Consider the following 22,656-nt stretch of genomic DNA (forward strand, 5'->3'; position numbering starts at 1 on the left):
CTGTCTTATGAAACTAATTATTATTAGCACGACATAACGCTTATTAAATACGTGTCTTAGCTTCACCAATAATTCTTGATTTTTAAAGATTTACCATAAAAGCCAGCTATAAATTTATATACTAATGTGAAATTGAAAAAATACTCAAGCCCTAAGGGATAAATAATCGTTGAAATACTAAAGTGCTTAAATATCAGAAGTTTTGAGGCACAAAACATTCATCTATTTAATGGAGGGCTCCTTGTAATTAAATGTCACTAGAAAAGCTTGCTAAGGTGACTTTAGTGAGGCCTTGCGCAGTATTCGTCTCTAGCCAACGATAGAATTTTTTAGATTGTATGAACTAGGATGTAGGATATAGAGTTATGATAAAATAGCACAAAAAATGTCCAATTAATAGAGAAAAGTGCTTCTTCCATAAGCCTTTAAAGCTAATTATCATTGAAATTGGTTTATTTCAAAGGATAGAATATCCTAATTTGTTTGTAACTGATCATTTGCCATTTTTTAAACTTTTGCTTTATCCCAGTATAGTTGAAGGTGATGGCATTTAAAGTATTGCGGCTTTTAATTGGCTGTTTTAAAGGGATTGGTTTACTTTGTAGTCTCAAATCCTTAATAGTATTCCTACAACTTATGGCTTGGCACGTTTTAATTACAAAACCAAAGTTTGAACTTAAAGTGGCAGAACGGCTTTCACAGATGCACTTTGTGGTGTGTTGTCCTACTCGTATTGAAGTCCGACAATGGAGCGATAGAAAGAAAAAAGTCCGCGTGCCCTTATTGCCTTCAATGATCCTTATAAATATTCCCGAAAAGCAACGTGCCGAAGTTTTTGTGGTCAGCGGTGCCCTAAGGTATCTGTTTTGGCTGGGAAAACCTGCCATAGTACCCACGGATGAGGTGGATTTATTACTAGATATTGCTAAAAATGAACAACAGGTAGTGTCCACAGAAAAAATTGGGGTAGGTCAGGAAATTGATTTAGAAGCGTTTGGAATGAAGGAGAAAAAGGGAACCGTTAAATATGTGTCCGGTAATCAATGTTGGGTGGTGCTGCATAAATTAGGCTATGTGGTAAAGTTGAAAATCAGTTAGAATGGGTAAAGCATTAAAAAATAGTTGTATTTTTGCATCTTTTTGCGCTTAAACTTCACACCAGCGTATTGGTGTTAGTTATATAAATATCAGACAGTTCTAATAAATTTTGGGACTGGCAGTGGCGAAGCCGTAGCTTAGCTTAAAAGTTCTATAAACAAATATTGAAATGAAAAAAATTGCACTTATTACGGGAATTACAGGGCAAGATGGTGCATACCTAGCCGAGTTTTTATTGAATAAAAATTATGAAGTCCATGGGGTGAAAAGACGGTCGTCTTTACTAAATACGGACAGAATAGATCATCTGTATCAGGATCCGCACGAGACAAATCGTAATTTTTTCCTTCACTATGGAGATCTTACGGACAGTACAAACTTAATTCGACTGATTAAGGAAGTCCAACCAGATGAAATTTACAATCTGGCGGCGATGAGCCACGTGAGTGTATCCTTTGAGATTCCAGAATACACAGGGAATACTGATGGTTTAGGAACTTTGCGAATTTTGGAGGCCGTCCGTTTATTAGGGATGGAGAAAAAAACTAGAATTTATCAAGCTTCTACGTCTGAACTTTACGGAAAGGTACAAGAAGTGCCACAGACGGAAACCACCCCTTTTTACCCGCGTTCACCCTATGCAGTAGCTAAAATGTATGCGTATTGGATCACGGTCAATTACCGTGAAGCCTATAATTTGTTTGCGTGCAATGGGATTTTGTTCAATCACGAGTCGCCAATTAGAGGAGAGACGTTTGTAACTCGAAAAATTACGAGAGCGGTATCTCGTATTGCCTTGGGCATGCAGGATAAAGTGTACCTCGGAAATTTGGATGCTAAAAGAGATTGGGGTCACGCCAAGGATTATGTTCGTATGATGTGGATGATCCTTCAGGCAGATGAGGCTGAAGATTGGGTAATTGCTACAGGGAAAACCACTACTGTGCGCGACTTTATTAAAATGGCCTTTGCAGAAGTAGGTATGGACCTCGAATTTAAAGGTGTTGGCGTAGAAGAAAAGGCCTTTGTAACCGCTTGTCATAACGATAAATTTCAGTTGCCAATTGGAACAGAAGTGGTAAATGTAGACCCTAAGTATTTTAGACCTACAGAAGTGGACCTTTTAATTGGTGATGCGTCTAAGGCTAAAAATAAATTAGGTTGGGTACCGCAAATGGATTTACAGGATTTGGTAAAGGACATGATGAAGGGCGATGTGAAATTAATGCAGAAGGAGCATTATTTAAAAGAAGGCGGCCATAAAACGCTAAATTATTTTGAATAGTTATGAATAAAACGACTAAAATTTATATTGCTGGCCACAACGGAATGGTGGGCTCGGCGGTCTGGAGGGCATTATCGGCTTTAGGCTACACCAATCTTATTGGTAAGAGCAGTAAGGAACTGAACTTGCGCAATCAAGCCGAGGTCAATGCATTTTTTACAGCGGAGAAACCAGAAGTTGTTGTAGATGCAGCAGCAAAAGTGGGCGGCATTTTGGCCAATAATGAAAATCCGTATCCTTTTTTGATGGAGAATCTTCAAATTCAAAATAATTTGATTGATGCGGCCCACAACTTTGAAGTTGAAAAATTTATATTTTTAGGGAGTTCTTGCATCTATCCAAAATATGCCCCTCAACCATTAAAGGAGGACTGTTTATTGACCGATAGTTTAGAGCCTACCAACCAATGGTATGCCATAGCAAAAATTGCTGGTGTTAAAGCTTGTGAAGCCATCCGAACGCAGTACAATAAAGATTTTGTGAGTTTAATGCCTACCAATCTTTACGGGTCTTACGATAATTTCGACCTGAAATCGTCCCATGTTTTACCGGCGATGATCCGCAAGTTTCATGAGGCTAAAAAAGACAATGCTTCTGTAGAACTTTGGGGGAGCGGCACACCAATGCGCGAATTTCTTCACGTAGATGACATGGCTAAAGCCGTCGTGTACGCTGTTGAAAACACCTTGGAAGACAATCTTTATAATGTGGGTACGGGCGTAGATGTGACCATTAAAGAATTAGCGCATACCATTCAGGATATCGTGGGCCACACCGGGAATGTTGTTTGGGACAGCTCTAAGCCTGACGGGACGCCCCGTAAGTTGATGGACGTAAGTAAGCTGAAAAATCAAGGATGGCAGGCAGAGATCGATTTGAAATCAGGTATTGCCAATACGTACCAATGGTTTCTTGAAAACCAAGACTCTTTTAAAGGTAAGGACGCTTCATAAGTACTGATCTTCTGAGAAAAAATAATTAAGATAAACGAGTCAGAAAAAAACAATTAAAATGAAAGTTACCAATATTTGCTGTATCGGAGCTGGTTATGTAGGAGGTCCTACCATGGCAGTCATCGCTCAAAAAAACCCCCATATTAAAGTTACTGTAGTCGATGTGAATGAAGCGCGTATTGCGGCTTGGAATCATGACGATTTGGAGCAATTACCAATTTATGAGCCAGGGCTTGACGCTGTAGTTGCTGAAGCCAGAAATCGGAATTTGTTTTTTAGTACAGATGTTGATGGCGCTATTGATGCGGCTGATATGGTTTTTATTTCAGTAAATACACCAACCAAAACCTACGGAAAAGGTAAAGGGATGGCTGCCGATTTGAAGTACATTGAATTGTGTGCCAGACAAATTGCTCGAGTGTCTAAAACGGATAAGATTATTGTAGAAAAATCGACGCTTCCCGTAAGAACGGCTCAAGCCATCAAAAGTATTTTACACAATACCGGTAATGGTGTCAAATTCCAAATTTTATCAAATCCAGAATTTTTAGCGGAAGGCACTGCAGTGCAAGATTTAATGGCTCCAGACCGTGTATTAATTGGAGGAGAACAAACCGAAGAAGGGTTTAAGGCAATTCAGGCTTTGGTAGACGTCTATTCTACTTGGGTACCTGACGAAAATATTCTGACGACTAATTTATGGTCTTCGGAATTGTCAAAACTAACCGCTAATGCTTTCTTGGCACAACGTGTTTCTTCCATCAATGCCCTTTCAGAATTGTGTGAGGTTACCGGCGCAAATGTTGGAGAAGTGGCAAATGCCATCGGCAAGGACAGTCGTATCGGACCTAAATTCTTAAAGGCTTCGGTAGGTTTTGGAGGCTCATGTTTTCAAAAGGATATTTTAAACTTGGTTTACATTTCTAAATCTTATGGACTAAATGAAGTGGCTGATTATTGGGAACAGGTAATTATCATGAACGACTATCAAAAGCATCGCTTTGCCACTAAAATCATCCAAACCCTTTACAATACAATTTCAGGTAAGAAAATCGCCTTTTTAGGCTGGGCCTTTAAAAAAGATACCAACGATACGCGAGAGTCGGCTGCCATCTATGTAGCAGATCAGCTAATTGATGAACAAGCTACTATTGCCGTTTACGACCCTAAAGTAACCGCGCAACAAATGGAAAGTGATCTTAATTATTTAGGCACGCGGGCAGAAGAAGAAAACGAGCGTTTCTTAATGGCTATCAACGATCCTTATGAAGCTTGTAAAGATGCTCACGCCATAGCAGTGCTTACGGAATGGGACGAGTTCAAAACTTACGACTGGCAAAAAATTTACGACAACATGCTAAAACCCGCATTTGTATTTGATGGTAGGGGTATTTTAGATCACAAAAAATTAGAGACTATAGGATTTCAAGTGTATGTCATTGGAAAATAATAATACCTCAAAAACCATATTGGTTACCGGAGCAGCGGGCTTTATAGGGTTTCATTTGTCTCAATCGCTGTTGGCTCTGGGCCATAAAGTAATAGGCATAGATAATCTTAATGATTACTACGATGTGAACTTAAAGTTGGCACGATTGACGGAGCTGGGGATTGATCAAGCAGAAGCATCTCAAGATCTTAACGCCTCATCGAGCACTACTTATGGTGACCAAATGATTTTTGTGAAAATGGATTTGGAAGACAGAAATGCGCTACCAAAACTATTTGAAGTCCATCAGATCGATAGTGTCTGTAATTTGGCAGCCCAAGCAGGGGTCCGCTATTCGTTGGAAAATCCTGAAGCTTACGCAGATAGTAATTTAACCGGTTTTCTAAATATTTTGGAATGCTGCCGAAATTTTAAAATCAAGAAATTAGTCTACGCCAGCAGTTCTAGTGTCTATGGTAATAGTGATGCTGTTCCTTTTGAAGAAACCGCTAATGTAGATCATCCCGTCAGCTTGTATGCTGCCACCAAAAAGGCGAATGAACTGATGGCCCATGCCTACTGTCATTTGTATGGTTTTGAATGTATTGGCTTACGGTTTTTTACCGTTTACGGACCTTGGGGCAGACCGGATATGGCCATGTTTTTATTTACGGATGCCATTATCAATAATCAGCCCGTAAAGGTGTTTAACAATGGCAACCTTTCTCGTGATTTTACCTATATCGACGATATTGTGGCGGGAATTTTGGCGACGCTTTTAGAGACGTCCGAGAATGCCTCACCGTATAAACTTTATAATATAGGAAACAGTCAGCCCGTTCAGCTTCTAGAATATATTGAAGCTATAGAAACGGCGCTGGATAAAAAGGCTCTCAAAGAGATGATGCCCATGCAACCTGGAGATGTCAAGCAAACTTATGCCAATGTAAGCTTGTTGAAAAAAGATTTCAACTACCAACCGAAAACTGAAGTGAAAGAAGGAATTGCCGCTTTCGTGAAGTGGTATAGGGAATTTTATAAAAAATAGATTTAAGACCGCTTCGCTGTTAGAATTAAGTATTAAGAATTAAGATGAAAGAAAATAGAAAATAGAAAATAGAAAAGTGTACGAATAACGAATAACGAATAACGAACAAAGTAATTACGAATAAGGACTAAAGAATAATCATTACTATTCACAACTCACAACTCACAACTCACAACTCACAACTCACGAACAACGAATATCGAATAACGAATCACCATTCAACACATAACAGCTTGCCCGTACCGAAAAGGAATGTTCGGGCGGGTTACTAGTCAGCAGTAGGCAGTTAGCAGTTAGCAGTCGGAAGTTGCCCTTATGTATTTAGAAATCAACAACCTGCCCGACCGATAAGGAACGTTTGGGCGGGTCCGTAGTTAGCAGTAAGCAGTTAGCAGTAAGCAGTGGGAAGTTGCACATATGTATTTAGAATTCCAAACCTGCCCGACCGATAAGGAACGTTCGGGCGGGTCAACAATCCCAACCTGCCCGTACCGAAAAGGTTAGTTCGGACGGCTCACCCATCAACAATCAAAAATCAACAATCAACAATCAACAATCCCATGACCATTAACCCCTCATGAAAAATTTCGCATTAATCGGTGCTGCGGGTTATATTGCCCCACGACACATGAAAGCCATTAAAGAAACTGGTAACACCTTGGTGGCTGCGCTTGATCCTTATGATGGGATTGGGGTAATGGACAGCTATTTTCCTCAGGCTAGTTTTTTTACAGAATTTGAACGTTTTGACCGGTTTGTGGATAAATGGCGAAGGGACAGTGGCAATAAAATTGATTATGTATCTATTTGTTCGCCCAATTATTTACATGACTCGCATATCCGATTCGCTTTAAGAAATGGTGCGGACGCCATCTCGGAAAAACCCTTGGTGCTCAACCCTTGGAATGTGGATCAATTGAAAGTGATCGAAAACGAAACCGGCAAAAAAATTTATAACATCCTTCAGTTGCGCCTCCATCCAGCGATTATTGCCTTACGGGAAAAAGTTACGAAGGAATTGCAAAGCAATCCCCATAAGGTCTATGATATTGACCTCACGTATTTTACCTCTCGGGGCAAATGGTATTTTGTGTCTTGGAAGGGGGATGAAACCAAATCCGGTGGCATTGCCTCAAATATCGGGGTTCATTTTTTTGATATGTTGTGCTGGATCTTTGGTGAGGTTCAAGAAAACACTGTTCATCTAAAAACTTCGGATACCAACGCAGGGTTTTTAAAATTAAAACATGCCAACGTGAAATGGTTTTTATCGGTGAATTACGACTATATCCCCACAGCGATAAAAGCTGAGGGCCTTTCCACCTATCGGTCGATAACCGTCAATGGAGAAGCTATTGAATTTAGTGGGGGCTTTGCAGATTTACATACAAAAAGTTATAACGAGATTTTAAACGGCAATGGTTTTGGTCTTGATGAAGCTTATGGCTCCATAAACACCGTTTCCGCCATCAGAAATTTAGAGCCTATCGGTTTAAAAGGAGAATACCATCCGTTTTGCAAAATTGTTCCGTAATATTTGGAAATTGCCGTTTCGGGTTTTTAATTTTCACCCAACACCCAACACCCAACACCCAACACCCAACACCCAACACCCAACACCTCACACCTAACACCTAACACCCCACACCCATAATGAGCGATTTCTTTGTACATGAATCCAGTTATATAGACGCTGACGTAAGGATAGGCAAAGACACCAAAATTTGGCATTTCAGTCACATCTTGTCCCATACAAAAATTGGTCACAACTGTTCTTTTGGTCAAAATTGTATGGTCGGGCCAAAAGTGACTATTGGGAATAATGTAAAAGTGCAGAACAATATTTCAATTTACGAGGGTGTGGAGATTGAAGATGATGTGTTTATTGGTCCCTCGGTCGTGTTTACAAACGTGATTAATCCCCGAAGTTTTATCATAAGAAAACAAGAGTTTAAAAAAACGCTGATAAAAAAGGGCGTCTCCATTGGGGCCAATGCCACCATTATTTGTGGCAACACCTTGGGTTCCTATGCCTTAATCGGAGCCGGAGCCGTGGTGACTAAAGAGATGCCTGATTTTGCATTGGTGGTTGGCAATCCAGCCCGACAAATAGGTTGGGTGAGTAGGGCAGGACATCAATTGGAGTTTAGTGATCTTCATGTCGCAACATGTCCAGAAACAGGAGATACCTATGAGCTTAAGGAAAACCGAGTTTATGTTTTATAGGTCGTTTTTAGTATTTTGAAAAAAGGAAATGAATTTGTAAAACGTATTAAGGCGTCACTTTATATACGTAATGTGGCAACGTTGGCATCTGGTACGACGCTAGCACAGATAATTACATTTTTTACAGCACCTATTTTATATCGGATATACAGTAAGGTGGATTACGGAACTTTAGGACTTTACATAGCCATTGTGGGAGTTGTCGGAGTCTTTTCTTCTATGCAATATTTACAACCTATATTGTTAGAAAAGGAGGATAACGATGCTAAACAAATCATGTGGTTAAACCGTTTGATTAATTCGGGAATGACAGTTATCGTCTTGGTTACAGTAGTTCTTTTCGGAGACAACCTAGGGGAAGCATTGGGAAATAAAGCTCTAATGCCTTGGCTATATTTGGCTCCAATATCGTTTTTCTTTTCTGGACAAAATCAAATTTTCAGTATTTGGGCAAATCGAAAAAAGGAATATAGGATTTTATCTCTTAATGCTATTTTGACGGCAATTCTGGTGCCAATAGTATCTATTACAATTGGGTTGTATCATAACGGACCTTTAGGTTTATTTTTAGGATTGATGATTGGTCAAATTGTGCCACCGATCCTTTTTTTTATTACATTAAACAGAAATGATGTACTAAGTTTAGATAACTTCAATTGGAAAATAATTAAGCAAAAATCTAGAGATCATAAACAATTTCCAATGTACAGCTTGCCTTCAGAATTTATTAATAGACTTACAAATCAACTTCCAGTATTTATGTTGAGCACCTATGCTGGTCCCGCAGTAGTAGGAATTTATAATTTAAGTGTTCGAATGCTTGGCTTACCAATTCAATTAATTGGAGGTGCAATAACGCAGGTATTTCAACAGCAGGCTACAGAATCCTATAATGCGCAAGGTCATTTTAAACATATGTTTTGTAAAACAGTTCAATTGTTGAGTATAGTGGCACTCCCAGGATTGCTTATAATTATATTTTTCGGGCCACAATTATTTGCTTTTATATTTGGTCTCGAATGGAGAGAAAGTGGTGTATTTGCACAGATTTTAGTCGGCATGTTTGTACTAAAATTAATCGTCGCCCCAATATCATATGCTTATTACATAAGAAATATGTTAAAAGAAAACATGATGATACATATTTACCTCCTTATTTCAATGTTAATCATATTTTTTATAGGTTTCAAAACATTTGAAGATTACAAAAGTGTTATTTTATTGTACGTGATTAACTATTCTTTCGTTTATATTCTATATTTGTTAAGAACATATCATTTTTCTAAACCTTAATAGTTCATTGGTAATATCGAGAAAAAAAGAATTTTTTCCCTCACTGCGACAAAAAAATTATGTTAATTTTGCTTAATAAAAATATCACTTTATTTCTAGGCTGAAGATTGAAGTTGTATCAATTTCACCTAATTGCCCAACTCATGGTGCGGTACATATTTTACTCTAAGACTTTATGAAGAAGGGTTTGAAAATCTCTAGTATAATTTCTAAATAAAAAAGGAATTGGAAAACGATGTTTAACTTTGCAACCATTAATCAATACCTTAGTCGTTATATTACATGATTACAAATAGGAACAAATAATAATGCTTTTTTGGCAACGAAGATTATTATGTTGAATTAATAAAAATATACTTTTTAAAATGACTAAAAAAATAATAATTACAGGTGGTGCAGGATTTATAGGGTCTCACGTGGTGCGACTATTTGTAAACACATATCCTAATTACCAAATCATAAATTTGGACAAATTGACCTATGCTGGGAATCTGATGAATTTGAAGGATATTGAAGATAAGCCTAATTATAAGTTTGTGAAAGGCGATATCACGGATGCACAGTTTATTGACGCTTTGTTCCAAGAAGAACAACCAGATAGTGTGATTCACTTAGCGGCGGAGTCGCATGTAGACCGATCGATCAGCAATCCGTTGGAGTTTGTAATGACCAACGTGATTGGTACTGTCAATCTTTTAAACGCGGCAAAAGAGCTTTGGAAAGGCAACTATGAGCAACACCGCTTTTATCATGTCTCTACAGATGAAGTGTATGGTGCCTTAGGTGAAGAAGGGATGTTTACGGAGACGACGTCTTATGATCCGCATTCACCTTACTCCGCATCCAAAGCGAGCTCTGATCACTTTGTAAGAGCTTATCAAGATACCTATGGCTTGCAAACCGTGATTTCTAATTGTTCCAATAACTATGGCTCCCATCATTTTCCAGAAAAACTGATTCCTTTAGCTATCAATAATATTAAAAACAATTTACCTATCCCTATTTATGGAAAAGGTGAAAATGTGCGCGATTGGTTGTGGGTAGAAGACCATGCCAGAGCCATTGATATTATTTTTCATGAAGGGAAAACGGGGGATACTTACAACATTGGTGGTCATAATGAATGGACCAATATTGATTTAATTCATACATTGTGTAATGTATTAGATAAAAAACTAAAGCGTCCTGAAGGCAGCTCTAAAAAGTTGATCACCTACGTAACCGATCGCGCTGGTCATGATTTGCGCTACGCAATTGATGCTCAAAAATTAGAAAAAGAATTGGGATGGACCCCAAGTTTACAATTTGAAGAAGGTTTAGAAAAAACAGTGGATTGGTACTTGAATAATGAGGAATGGCTAGAAAATGTCACCAGCGGTCAGTACAAGGAGTATTATGAAAAACAATATAATTAAATGAAGTTAATAGATACAGCTATTGAAGGTTGTTTTATACTGGAGCCGAGACTATTTAATGATGATCGGGGCTACTTTTTTGAAAGTTTTAATGAGGCTCAGTTTCGTAACCTAACTCAAACGGACATCCATTTTGTGCAAGACAATCAGTCGTTTTCCAAGTTTGGGGTGTTGAGAGGCTTACATGCGCAAAACGGAGATCATGCACAAGCAAAATTAGTACGTGTGTTGCAGGGCGAAGTATTGGATGTTGCGGTAGATGCGCGCAAAGGATCGGCTACTTTTGGTGAGCATGTTTCGGTGCTTTTAAGTGCAGGAAATCAAAAACAATTTTTTGTTCCAAAAGGATTTCTACATGGCTTTGTGGTATTATCTGAAACTGCGGAGTTTTTCTATAAATGTGATAATTATTACAATAAAGGCGCTGAAGTAGGGATTAGATACGATGATCCTACTTTAAACATTGATTGGTCACTCTCTAAAGATCAGATATCCGTTTCTGAGAAAGATTTAATTTTACCCCAATTTAATGACATTTTCCAAAGATAGCATGCAGAAAATTTTAATTACTGGAGTAGGAGGGCAATTAGGATCAGAATTGCAGGCAATAGCAAAACAGTATCCACAGTTTGAATTTATAGGTGTAGACCGTAAAGAATTGCCTTTAGATGATTTAAACAAAATAAAAATAGGTCTCGATAAAATTAAACCAAACATTATTATCAGTGCAGGTGCCTATACGGCGGTTGACAAGGCAGAGACTGAAAAAGAATTAGTCGATACCGTGAATCATTTAGCAGTCGCCGAGATCGCGAAATGGGCCGTAAGTAATAATGCAAAAGTATTGCATATTTCTACAGATTATGTGTTTGATGGGACTAGTAAAACGCCACTGGATGAATTGGCAAGCACCGCACCTATCAACTGGTATGGCGAAACCAAATTAAGAGGTGAGCAAGCGCTCCTGCGAGCGCTTCCAGAAGGCATAATAATTAGGACCGCCTGGGTGTATTCTGAATTTGGTGCTAACTTTGTAAAAACCATGTTGCGCTTAATGCGTGAAAAATATTCGATTAGCGTGGTTAATGATCAAATAGGTGCGCCTACCTATGCTGCGGACTTAGCAAATGTCATTATGAAAATCATTATTTCAGAAACATGGGTGCCTGGGATATTTCATTATTCAAATTGTGGAGAAATCTCCTGGTATGATTTCGCAAAGGCCATTCAAGAGATTTCAGGTCGTGATTGTGAAGTAAATGGTGTCTCCTCAGATCAATTTCCAACTCTTGCTGAACGCCCTAAATACTCATTACTCAATACCACAAAAATTCAGAACACCTATGGTCTCAGTATACCCCAATGGAAAGACAGTTTAGAAATAGTACTACGAAAACGCTTATTAAAAAATCAATAACTATGAAAGGAATTATCTTAGCAGGAGGGTCCGGTACACGTTTACACCCTTTAACCTTAGCGGTGAGTAAACAATTATTACCTATTTATGATAAACCGATGATTTATTACCCCCTATCGGTGTTAATGTTGGCAGGGATACGAGAAATTCTCATCATTTCTACGCCTCATGACCTTCCTAATTTTAAACAATTATTAGGGGATGGACAAAAATTCGGCATCACTTTAAGTTATAAAGAACAACCAAGCCCGGACGGTTTAGCGCAAGCCTTCATCATAGGCGAAGACTTTATAGGCGATGATGATGTGTGTTTGGTATTGGGCGATAATATTTTTCACGGCTCAGGGTTACAAAAGATTTTAAAGGAGGCTGTAAAGGCTGTTGAACAAGACGGTAAGGCCATCGTTTTTGGAAACTATGTTAAAGACCCAGAACGCTATGGCGTTGCCGAATTTGACGCTGATCATAACGTCATCAGCATAGAAGAAAAGCCGACAAATCCCAAATCAAACTATGCTGTTGTAGGTTTATATTTTTATCCTAATTCTGTTATTGATATTGCCAAAAACGTAAAGCCTTCCCACCGTGGGGAGTTAGAAATCACCTCAGTGAACCAAGCCTATTTAGACGACGAAAATTTAAAACTTCAAATATTGAGTAGAGGTTTTGCTTGGTTAGATACGGGAACTCATGAAGCGCTAACCGAAGCTACAGAATTTGTGAAAGCGGTCGAGAAACGTACAGGCCTTAAAATTGCCTGTTTGGAAGAGATTGCTATGAATTACAATTGGGTAAGCAAAGAAACTATGGCTGATCAAATAGACCACATGAAAGGGGATTATTTTGATTATTTAAAGTCGATTATCACTAAATAAAAATATGTAAAAATTAATTGGTTTTAAGCAAGGCATACCTTAATTATTTTGTATTTTTGCATGCTTAAAAAAAAGACTTTAATAATTTTTTTAAAAAAAGTTATTTTGATTTTCAATCACTTATGGAATATTATGGGAGTGATGAGTGCGAAGCCATTGTTAGTAATGAGATTAAATATTTGACATATGAGTTTAACAGATAAACAATCTGATTATATCTTGGTTATTGAGCCAAAGACTAAGCTACTTGATCTTAACTTGAAAGAAGTATGGCGTTATAGGGATTTGTTGCTACTTTTTGTCCGTCGGGATTTTGTGTCGGTGTACAAACAAACCATATTTGGGCCACTATGGTTTTTTATTCAGCCCATTTTAACCACCATTATGTTCATGGTAGTGTTTGGTGGTATTGCTAAAATGAGCACTGATGGTTTGCCACAGGCTGTTTTTTATCTCTCGGGTATTGTTATTTGGAATTACTTTTCAGGGGCCTTGTCATTGACCTCTAACACATTCATTGGTAATGCAGGAATTTTTGGAAAGGTTTATTTCCCAAGGATTATTACGCCTCTTTCCATTGTAATATCTAAATTGTTAGGCTTTGGTGTTCAGTTTGTCTTGTTTTTAGGGGTGTTTTTTTATTATTTATGTTTTTCAGATGCTATTCTCAAGCCCAACGCTGCTCTATTATTAGTGCCGGTTTTAATTATTATTACGGCCGGGCTGGCTTTTGGACTAGGTTTGATAATTTCATCTTTAACAACTAAATACCGTGATTTTACATTTTTACTTGGCTTTGCCATACAATTAGCTATGTATGGCACTCCAGTTATTTATCCGTTAAGTGAAATTGACAACCCCAAACTTAAATTAGTAATCCAGGCCAACCCCGTGAGTGCCATTATCGAAACCTTTAGATATGCTTTTACAGGAGTCGGTGAGTTGAACTGGTTGTGGCTTGGTTACAGTGTTGGTTTTATGATTGTAGTAATAATTCTTGGAATCCTGATTTTTAATAAGATTGAAAAAACTTTTATGGACACTGTATAATTATGAGTAATAAACCAATAATTAAAGTAGAAAACATAGGCAAGCAGTACCGTTTGGGCACTGTTGGCACTGGTAGTTTTGCACACGATGTTAATCGTTGGTGGCAAGGCATTCGTGGTAAGGAAGATCCTTACCAAAAAGTTGGCGAGGTGAACGACCGCACTATGGTGGGTGGCTCGGAGTACGTTTGGGCTTTACAAGACATTAACTTTGAAGTTCAGCAAGGTGAAATATTAGGTATTGTTGGTAAGAATGGAGCTGGAAAATCCACATTGCTTAAATTATTGAGTCGAGTGACGGCACCTACCACAGGCAAGATAATCTGTCATGGCCGCATCGCTTCACTATTGGAAGTTGGTACTGGTTTCCATCCTGAATTAACAGGTCGTGAGAATATTTATCTAAACGGGGCTATTTTAGGAATGACTAAAAAAGAAATTGCTTCAAAATTTGATGAGATTGTTGACTTTGCAGGTTGCCAAAAATACATTGAAACTCCGGTAAAACGTTATTCCTCTGGTATGTATGTGCGATTAGCTTTTGCAGTTGCGGCGCATTTGGAACCTGACATTTTAATTGTTGATGAAGTATTGGCTGTTGGTGACGCTGAATTTCAGAAAAAAGCTATCGGCAAAATGCAGGATGTTTCCAAAAACAGTGGTAGAACTGTGTTATTTGTAAGTCATAATATGGCGGCTGTAAAAAGTTTGTGTACAAGAGGAGTTCTGATGGAGCAAGGTAAGGTGGTATTTTCAGGAAATGTGGATGATGTAGTAAACAAATACTTGAGTAATTATTCGGTTACAGATTCATTTATCAAATTGAATGAGAATAACAAAGATTTATTGTGTTGTGATATTGTCTGTGTTGAAGAAATATTTTTCGAAGACATAAATGAGAATAAGTTGGCTGTTTCAAGCATAAGCGACGATTCGTTCATTGTGATAAAATATAATGTTAAAAAGAGTGGTTACCATTTAAATTTATCATTGTCTATATATTCGGAAGATGAAGAATATGTGTTGTCATCACCATCCATAACTGATGAAAATTGGTTCAGGAAAAAGCATGATTTAGGTAATTATACGGCTAAATGTAAATTGCCTAAACATATGTTCAATGACAAAAGTTATGTGTTTAGTGTACTATTAGTTGATTCGGGTACAAAAGTAATATTGGAGATAGAAAGAATTATCAAAATGGATTTTTATGATGACGGAATTAATAGAAGTAGTTATTTTGGTAAATGGAATGGATTAGTTAGACCTATTTTGGAATGGAATACGGAAAAAGAATCTTAAGAATTTTAAAGGAATTTCGAAATAAGAAATATTATGTAAAAAATTATTTTGTTAAAAACGAAATATTAATTTTTGATGATATTATGCCATCAATTCTTTCCCCTTGGAGAGCTATAGAATTTGAAGCATTATGTCATAATTTTAAAAAAGTAAAAGTTCTTACCGATTTGAGGACATTTGATCAATATAATAAAGGTCTAAATTTTAATCGAAATATAATTAACCTGAAGAAAACTTACCCCAATTTATCTTCAAATATTACAAAAATTGGTACCATTAACAATGTTTACTCTAAATTAATATATTTCATTTTTTTTTCAAATACCTGTATGTATTATGAAATTGCGGAGGAGAATAAAACTAATTTTGCATTTACGTTGTACCCAGGAGGTGGATTTCTTTTAAATCACAAGGGGACAGATGAAATGCTAAAGAAAATTTTTAGTTCCAAATTTTTTAAAGGTGTCATAGTTAATCAATTTCATGTTAAAGATTATTTAATATCGAAAAATCTTTGTGAGGCAGACAAAGTTCATTTAATATTTGGAGTACCAATGAATACAAACATATCGATTTTAAAGGATCACCCCAAAGATAAATTTGAATCTAATTTGAACATAGTATTCTTTGCAAATAAATATATAGAAAAGGGAAAAGATAAGGGGTTTGATGTCTTTCAACAAACGGCAAGTCTCTTAATAAAGAGAACAAAAAATGTAATATTTCATGTCATAGGTAATTTTGATGCCAATGATTTAGAAGATACGTCAGTTTTAGAGTATTTTAATTTTTACGGTGTTTTGACTGAAATAGAATATGTTGAGATACTCAAGAAAACCAATATAATTTTATGTCCAAATAAGCCTTTTGTATTGCATCCAAATTCGTTTGATGGATTTCCATTAGCTACTTGTATTGAAGCTTCTCTGAATGATAATGTAATTATGGCAACTGACTATTTTAATGAATCGTCAAAAATTAAATTAGTCGACAATCGGGATTTTATGTTGGTAAATTCAAACCCTTCTGACATTTTAGAAAAAATTATTATGTTAGATAACAATAGAAATATGCTCAAAAAAATTGCGATGTCAGGAAAGGAAAGAATTTTGGATATATATTCAATTGAGAAACAAATAAAGAAAAGAACACAGATTTTTGAAGAATTATTAGCAGATTCTTGATGTCTAAAAATCTTTAATTACTGTTACATTTGCTATTTTGAATAGATTGGAACTTAACATATAAAGAAGATTATTTGGTTTTCTTAATTTATGGTTTCAAAAAGTATTAAATATATTTACAGAGTTTTATAACTCATACTAAAGGTGCAATTTATTACAAGACCAATAAGATATAATATATGATATTAGTAACTCAACCATTTTTACCTCCAAAGAGTGAGTATGATGCATTGATTGACCAAGTATGGAAGCGCAATTGGCTTACTAACAATGGCCCTTTGCTCAATGAATTGGAGCTCAGCTTAAAAGATTATTTAAAACTTGACCATTTATTGTTTACTGGAAATGGTACAATTGCGCTTCAAATGGCCATAAAGGCATTAGATTTAAAAGGCGAAATAATTACAACTCCTTTTTCGTATGTAGCCACAACTAGCGCTATTGTATGGGAAAATTGTATTCCAATTTTCGCAGATATTGAGACTAAACAATTAACAATAGATCCTTCCAAAATAGAAGCTTTAATCACTGATAAAACTTCAGCGATTATGGCTACCCATGTATTTGGACTCCCTTGTAATGTTGAAGCTATAGAAGTAATAGCTAAAAAGCATAATTTGTTTGTTATATATGATGGGGCTCACGCATTTGGAACCACTTATAAAAAACAATCACTTTTAGCGTATGGAGATATTAGTACTTTGAGTACACATGCGACAAAATTATTCCACACTATTGAAGGTGGTGCAGTCATTACGAATTCTCCAGATATTCTTAAAAAATTGGCTTATTTGAGAAATTTTGGTCATGATGGTTTGGACAAATACAATGGAGTGGGAATTAATGGTAAAAATTCAGAATTTCATGCGGCAATGGGAGTGGTCAATCTTCCATATGTTGATAAAATTATAGAGCGACGAAAACTTTGCAGTGATCAATATGACTACTGGTTGCTGAAGCACAACGTATATAGACCTGAAATTCCAAAGTTTACTGATTACAATTACGCTTATTATCCCGTGGTATTTGAATCTTCGGCAGTTGCAACTCAAGTATTTGAAGCTCTTATAAAAGAGGAAATTTATGCAAGAAAATATTTTTATCCTTCATTAAGCACATTGAATTATGTTACAAAGCAATCCACTCCTGTGAGTGACGATATTGCCTCAAGAATTCTTTGTCTCCCTCTGTATTATGACCTGTCAACGACTGAAGTGGATTTGATTTGCAGAATTATACAAAGAGTTTTAAATTATAAATAATTATGGCTTTTTTAGATAGGCAAAGTATCAATTCTATTGGTTTCAAAAGTATTGGTGAGAACATACTCATTTCTGATAAAGCAGCATTTTATAATCCTGAGCTAATTAGCATAGGTTCGAATGTTAGGATAGATGATTTTTGTTTACTTTCAGGCACTATTTCTCTCGGTAATTACATTCATTTAAGTGCCTACAATGCCTTATATGGTAAATTGGGTATAACGATGGAAGATTTCTCTGGACTGTCTCCGAGGTGTACTGTTTTTAGTGCATCAGATGATTTTTCTGGACAATCGATGATTAGTCCAATGGTTCCAAGTAACCTTACCAATGTGTCCGGTGGCGAAGTAAAGATAGGGAGATTTTCTCAAGTTGGCGCCAATTGCATTATACTTCCGAATCTTGAATTGGCAGAAGGAACCGTCATTGGTGCAATGTCATTAGTTAAAGAAAGCACGAAGGCCTGGAGTTTATATGCTGGGTGTCCCGCAAAGTATATTAAGCCGAGAAATAAAAATATTCTCAATCTCTATAAGACTATTTAAAATTTAGGCGAAATGAACATTAACATCTGCTCAATATGAGTAAACCCATAGTGAGTGTAGTCATGATAACTTATAATCATGAAAAGTATATAGAACAATCCATACATGGTGTTCTAATGCAAAAATGCAATTTTGAAGTTGAATTAATAATTGCAAATGACAAATCAACAGATAGCACCCACAAGGTTATTGACAAATTATTGAAGGACACCTGCTTACCTAATCATATCACAATAAGATATTACAATCATCATAAAAATAAAGGGATGATTAATAATTTTTATTGGGCTTTAGAACAATCTAAAGGTAAATATACTGCACTTTGTGAAGGAGATGATTATTGGTTTGATCCTCTCAAGCTGCAAAAACAAGTAGATTTTTTAGAATTTCACCAAGATTACGTGCTATGTGGAACAGGTTTTCATGTCATAAACAATAATGAAGTTGTAAGAGAAATAAGTTCAGGTGATACCAATAGTCAAAAATCATTTGAGCAGCATTTAATGAGTAATCAATTCGCTACCCTTACGTTGTGTTTCAAGACCAAGGTTTTAAGCATGATTAATTTAGAGGCGTTACATAATTATTTACTGGGTGATTGGCCTTTAACATTGCGCTTATTACAATTTGGAAAGGGTATTATCCTTAGCGATATAACATGTGCTTATCGAGAGCATGATAGTGGTGCATTTTCCCTCATTTCAAGTAATAATCAATCAAAAACTGTATTGTTAACGATTTCAAAATTCATTACTCAAAATTCAATAAATATAAGTGTGGAAAGGAGAGAGCAACTAAAGAAGGAATTATGGCAGGTTTTATACCAAACAAAAGACATCCGAGAAAGGACTGATATATTAAAGCAAGTTCTTCCTGCAATAGGATCAAATAAATTAAAATTTCAGACATTCATGCTTATTGCTAATACTCCACATTCAGTATTTTCACGTCTTGGATGGCGATTAATATAGTCATTAGAATTTAGAACATTTAATAGAATAATAAATTCACATTCAAAATTGAAGCAGTAAATATTTTATTCATAGTTCTTGATTATTTATTAATAAAAAATAAGTTTTCTCTATTCTTTTAAGGTTCTTTTATCAAGAAATAATTCTAGATATTCATTTTAAAAAATTTATCAAAGTAGAATTTCAAATATGAAAATTGTAGAGTTAAAAATTTTTATTTACCATGAGCATTTACTATTACGTTCCAGACAATATTAAACCGAGTTGGGGCATTGGCGTCATTTATCATCACGTAAAGGCATTAAATGAATCAGGACAAAGTGCTTTTGTTTTGCATCAAAAACAGGGATTTATATTACCATGGCTTGAGCTCAAAGTACCTACTAAATATAGAGATGCCATTAGCAACTATGAAATTTCTTCATCGGATAGTTTAGTTGTACCAGAAGTTATGGCACATGAGAGTTTTGTGTTGCAATGTAAAGCCAGAAAAATTCTTTTTATTCAAGCTACAGGTTGGATCTTTGAAGCATTACCTTTACATGTAACCCATAAAAAATTAGGCTTTTCATCTGCTATGGTAATTATGCCGCATATGTTACCTATTGTAGAAAAATTTATTGGATTGCCATCTTTTTTGGTTCCGCCCATGGTGGCGGATTATTTTTTTAACAAACCCATCCCATTACACCGAAAGAAAACCATTGTAATGTATCCTAAGTTTAATCAAATTGATTTTTCTATTGTAAATGGACTGCTCCGCAGGAAGCTAGGTAACAATAAAATAAAAAAAGCCTTGGGTGTGGATTGGCGTATTCAACTTTTGGAGGGGCTTTCTCATCAGGAGGTTTCAGCTACTTTTGATCAGGCTACATTTTTCATCTCACTTAATACCTTTGAGGCTCTAAATACTTCCGTAGTAGAAGCGATGGCACGAGGGTGCATTGTTTTTTGTTATGAAGGTTTTGGCCCAAAAGATTTTTTACTGGATAACATAAATGCTTTTGTTTTTGGCAATAATGAACCTTATGCATTGGTCGAAAAAATTTATGACATCTTAGATCAACCTGATCAGTATAAATCTCAATTAGGAACCATGAGACAACATGCACTGGAAACAGCCAACCAATATACTTATGATAAAATGAAGGAATCGTTAGCAAATCAAATTGAATTTATTGTGAATGAATAGTTCTACATTACTTACCCCACCAAAAACGCCGCTGGTTTATACTATTATTGTAACTTATAATGGGATGCAATGGATTGATCAATGTCTTAAAAGTTTACGAGAATCATCTATCCCAACCCATGTCATTGTCATTGATAACCTTTCTACCGATGATAGCGCAAAACATATTGGAGAAAATTTTCCAGAGGTCCACCTTATAAGATCTAAAATAAACTTGGGTTTCGGAAAAGGCAATAACATAGGTCTAACAAAAGCCTTAAAGGACAATGTTGATTACGTGTTTTTACTCAATCAGGATGCATGGGTCAGACGTGATTCAATTGAATTACTTATCAATATTCATCGCAATAATAATGATTATGGTGTTTTGAGTCCTGTACACTTAAATGGAACCGAAAAAGAATTAGAAACCAAATTTGCTGAATATGCGGGTCCAGAGAATACGCCAGGTTTTTTATCAGACTTGTATATGCAAAGCATAAAGCCATTATATACCTCAAATTTTGTTAATGCTGCGGCTTGGTTGATTTCTAAAAAGTGTTTAGAGAAAGTAGGCGGTTTCAACCCATTATTTGCACATTATGGCGAAGATGAAGATTATATAAACAGAGTGAAATATTGGGGATTTAAAATTGGGATTGTTCCTAATGCAGTTATTACCCACGATTCTATTTTCTCTTGGGAAAAAATTGAGTTTCATCCTGTACGTAACGTAATTTTCAACCTCGTACCTTTAGCCGATATAAATAACCGGTATCGAAGTGCATGGTTGGCATTTATCAAGAAGAGCATGGATGAATTGACGGGACAATTATTGTTTAGAAAATTCAAACGGTTTAAAACCCGCCATAAAGCATTTTGGAATACAATTACTAAATTTCAAGAAATTAAGAAGGCTAGAGAAAACAGTAAGCATCAAGCAGCTTTTTTATGATGAAATCTATCGTTAGCATTATTACCCCGCTTTTTAATCGTTCAGATTTAGTACCTGAAACTTGGGCTTCTATTCAAAACCAAAGTTATGAAAACTGGGAATGGATTGTAGTAGATGATGGTTCTACCGATGGAGGAGATGCGTTTATAAGAGATTTAGCGTTGACGGATCCTCGAGTTCAATTACATCACCGGGAAAGTTTACCAAAAGGACCTTCACATTGTCGAAATATTGGAACTGAATTTGCCAAAGGAGAGTATCTAATATTTTTAGATTCAGATGATATTATTAGTCACACTTGTTTAGAAAAAAGAGTTGAGTTTATAAAACAGCATCCGAAATTTGACTTTGCAGTTTTTGCACAGGCAACATTTACAACAAAAATTAAGGATCATGAAGTTTTCGGGAACATATATAAGGATAAAAAGCAGTACCTCATATCATTTATTAAGGACATGCCACCATGGTGTATCAGTGGACCTATTTGGAAAACGGTTAGTTTTCAATTAATTGGAGGGTTTAGAGAAGACTATATGATAATGGAAGATCCTGAGCTACATATTCGAGCGCTTATGTCAGGACTGAATTTTGAAGTAGTAGAGACTTCTCCAGATTTCTTTTATCGCGTTTTGCCCAAAACGCCTGAGCAAGAAATTGCATTCTGGAAAAATTCAATTTTAGGAAGAATTACTTTTTTTAAAAATCTTTATCCTCAGATGAAAACAGTTGAGCATAAGATTGCTCTTCAAGAAGGGATTAAAAATCTTTACGGCACGTTTTTATTAAGTAGAATTGTGAAATTTAAAAATGTTCATGACGATTTTATGAATTGGATTAAAGAACGAAATCTTATGCCAAAAAACAAAATGTCATTTATAAAACTGTATTTATGTATTTCAAATCATCGAGTATTAAATTCAATCCCATTTATAAAAGGTTGGTTATTTAGAAATACTATTAATTAACAACTTTATTTTTTATGCAGTAATTAGAATTTGCAATCTGTTTCTTGTGTTTTATGAAAAAATATAAATTTCGATTTTTGCATTTATATGTAAGTATTTTATATGCGCTCTGTAGTTTAAAACTAAAGTTTAATCCTTAAACTAATTATTACAATATACTTCACGTTACTAAAAGTTTTATCTAAGTACTAGTTTTAGAGTAAAATGAATAAC

General features: G+C 35.9%; 22 protein-coding genes. 21 read left to right on the forward strand and 1 reads right to left on the reverse strand.

The window, feature by feature from the left end; genetic code table 11:
* Positions 1-543 precede the first annotated feature (543 nt).
* The 6 genes from ES711_RS04825 (at position 544) to ES711_RS04850 (ending at position 7,347) form a co-directional block, all read left to right on the forward strand.
* Positions 544-1,098, forward strand: a complete 555-nt coding sequence (locus ES711_RS04825) for a transcription termination/antitermination NusG family protein (RefSeq protein ID WP_146890773.1) — start codon at positions 544-546, stop codon at positions 1,096-1,098.
* 169 nt (positions 1,099-1,267) lie between these two features.
* On the forward strand, positions 1,268-2,383 hold the full coding sequence (gmd, locus tag ES711_RS04830; RefSeq protein WP_146890776.1) for a GDP-mannose 4,6-dehydratase: 1,116 nt from the start codon (positions 1,268-1,270) through the stop codon (positions 2,381-2,383).
* A 2-nt stretch (positions 2,384-2,385) separates the two neighbouring features.
* Entirely contained in the window at positions 2,386-3,336 is a 951-nt protein-coding gene (locus ES711_RS04835) for a GDP-L-fucose synthase family protein (protein ID WP_146890778.1), read from the forward strand.
* A gap of 58 nt (positions 3,337-3,394) precedes the next feature.
* Positions 3,395-4,786, forward strand: a complete 1,392-nt coding sequence (locus ES711_RS04840) for a UDP-glucose 6-dehydrogenase (protein WP_146890781.1) — start codon at positions 3,395-3,397, stop codon at positions 4,784-4,786.
* Positions 4,770-5,813 carry an NAD-dependent epimerase gene (locus ES711_RS04845; protein WP_146890784.1) on the forward strand — a complete coding sequence of 348 codons (1,044 nt, stop codon included), beginning with the start codon at positions 4,770-4,772 and terminating at the stop codon, positions 5,811-5,813. Before ES711_RS04840 ends, ES711_RS04845 begins: the two co-directional genes overlap by 17 nt.
* Before the next feature lie 577 nt (positions 5,814-6,390).
* Positions 6,391-7,347 carry a Gfo/Idh/MocA family oxidoreductase gene (locus ES711_RS04850; protein ID WP_146890787.1) on the forward strand — a complete coding sequence of 319 codons (957 nt, stop codon included), beginning with the start codon at positions 6,391-6,393 and terminating at the stop codon, positions 7,345-7,347.
* Positions 7,348-7,373: 26 nt separating this feature from the next.
* Here the strand turns inward: ES711_RS04850 and ES711_RS16475 are convergent, their stop codons facing one another.
* Positions 7,374-7,580, reverse strand: a complete 207-nt coding sequence (locus ES711_RS16475; protein WP_246139135.1) for a hypothetical protein — start codon at positions 7,578-7,580, stop codon at positions 7,374-7,376.
* On the opposite strand from ES711_RS16475, the gene ES711_RS04855 reads away from it, so the two are divergent.
* The 15 genes from ES711_RS04855 to ES711_RS04925 all read left to right on the forward strand — a co-directional run bounded on the left by ES711_RS04855 (position 7,557) and on the right by ES711_RS04925 (position 22,443).
* Positions 7,557-8,039, forward strand: a complete 483-nt coding sequence (locus ES711_RS04855; protein ID WP_317129856.1) for an acyltransferase — start codon at positions 7,557-7,559, stop codon at positions 8,037-8,039. The two genes, ES711_RS16475 and ES711_RS04855, sit on opposite strands and share 24 nt — an antisense overlap.
* A 15-nt stretch (positions 8,040-8,054) precedes the next feature.
* Entirely contained in the window at positions 8,055-9,332 is a 1,278-nt protein-coding gene (locus tag ES711_RS04860) for a lipopolysaccharide biosynthesis protein (RefSeq protein ID WP_170245237.1), read from the forward strand.
* A gap of 365 nt (positions 9,333-9,697) precedes the next feature.
* Positions 9,698-10,747, forward strand: a complete 1,050-nt coding sequence (rfbB, locus tag ES711_RS04865; RefSeq protein ID WP_146890796.1) for a dTDP-glucose 4,6-dehydratase — start codon at positions 9,698-9,700, stop codon at positions 10,745-10,747.
* Entirely contained in the window at positions 10,748-11,296 is a 549-nt protein-coding gene (gene rfbC / locus ES711_RS04870; protein WP_146890799.1) for a dTDP-4-dehydrorhamnose 3,5-epimerase, read from the forward strand.
* A 1-nt stretch (position 11,297) separates the two neighbouring features.
* Positions 11,298-12,164, forward strand: coding sequence for a dTDP-4-dehydrorhamnose reductase (gene rfbD, locus ES711_RS04875; protein WP_146890801.1), 867 nt, complete (start codon positions 11,298-11,300; stop codon positions 12,162-12,164).
* A 2-nt stretch (positions 12,165-12,166) separates the two neighbouring features.
* A complete protein-coding gene (gene rfbA / locus ES711_RS04880) occupies positions 12,167-13,039 on the forward strand; it encodes a glucose-1-phosphate thymidylyltransferase RfbA (RefSeq protein WP_146890804.1) in 873 nt (290 codons plus the stop codon).
* Positions 13,040-13,225: 186 nt separating this feature from the next.
* Positions 13,226-14,089 (forward strand): ABC transporter permease, encoded by an 864-nt coding sequence (locus ES711_RS04885; protein WP_146890807.1) that lies wholly within the window; start codon positions 13,226-13,228, stop codon positions 14,087-14,089.
* 2 nt (positions 14,090-14,091) lie between these two features.
* A complete protein-coding gene (locus ES711_RS04890) occupies positions 14,092-15,390 on the forward strand; it encodes an ABC transporter ATP-binding protein (RefSeq protein WP_146890809.1) in 1,299 nt (432 codons plus the stop codon).
* Positions 15,366-16,574 carry a glycosyltransferase family protein gene (locus tag ES711_RS04895; protein WP_146890812.1) on the forward strand — a complete coding sequence of 403 codons (1,209 nt, stop codon included), beginning with the start codon at positions 15,366-15,368 and terminating at the stop codon, positions 16,572-16,574. Before ES711_RS04890 ends, ES711_RS04895 begins: the two co-directional genes overlap by 25 nt.
* A 179-nt stretch (positions 16,575-16,753) precedes the next feature.
* Entirely contained in the window at positions 16,754-17,836 is a 1,083-nt protein-coding gene (locus ES711_RS04900) for a DegT/DnrJ/EryC1/StrS family aminotransferase (protein ID WP_146890815.1), read from the forward strand.
* A gap of 2 nt (positions 17,837-17,838) precedes the next feature.
* Entirely contained in the window at positions 17,839-18,381 is a 543-nt protein-coding gene (locus ES711_RS04905; protein ID WP_146890818.1) for an acyltransferase, read from the forward strand.
* A 35-nt stretch (positions 18,382-18,416) separates the two neighbouring features.
* Positions 18,417-19,352: a glycosyltransferase family 2 protein gene (locus ES711_RS04910; RefSeq protein ID WP_146890821.1), complete on the forward strand. Its 936-nt coding sequence runs from the start codon at positions 18,417-18,419 to the stop codon at positions 19,350-19,352.
* 223 nt (positions 19,353-19,575) lie between these two features.
* The gene (locus ES711_RS04915) at positions 19,576-20,544 is read left to right on the forward strand and encodes a glycosyltransferase (protein ID WP_146890823.1); all 969 of its coding nucleotides are present in this window, start codon (positions 19,576-19,578) and stop codon (positions 20,542-20,544) included.
* Complete coding sequence (locus ES711_RS04920) at positions 20,537-21,478, forward strand: glycosyltransferase family 2 protein (protein WP_146890825.1); 942 nt, start codon at positions 20,537-20,539, stop codon at positions 21,476-21,478. The genes ES711_RS04915 and ES711_RS04920 overlap by 8 nt, the downstream gene beginning before the upstream one ends.
* On the forward strand, positions 21,475-22,443 hold the full coding sequence (locus tag ES711_RS04925; protein ID WP_146890828.1) for a glycosyltransferase family 2 protein: 969 nt from the start codon (positions 21,475-21,477) through the stop codon (positions 22,441-22,443). The genes ES711_RS04920 and ES711_RS04925 overlap by 4 nt, the downstream gene beginning before the upstream one ends.
* The last annotated feature ends 213 nt before the right edge of the window (positions 22,444-22,656 follow it).

Source organism: Gelidibacter salicanalis (genome assembly GCF_007997285.1).
Classification (GTDB): Bacteria; Bacteroidota; Bacteroidia; order Flavobacteriales; family Flavobacteriaceae; genus Gelidibacter; species Gelidibacter salicanalis.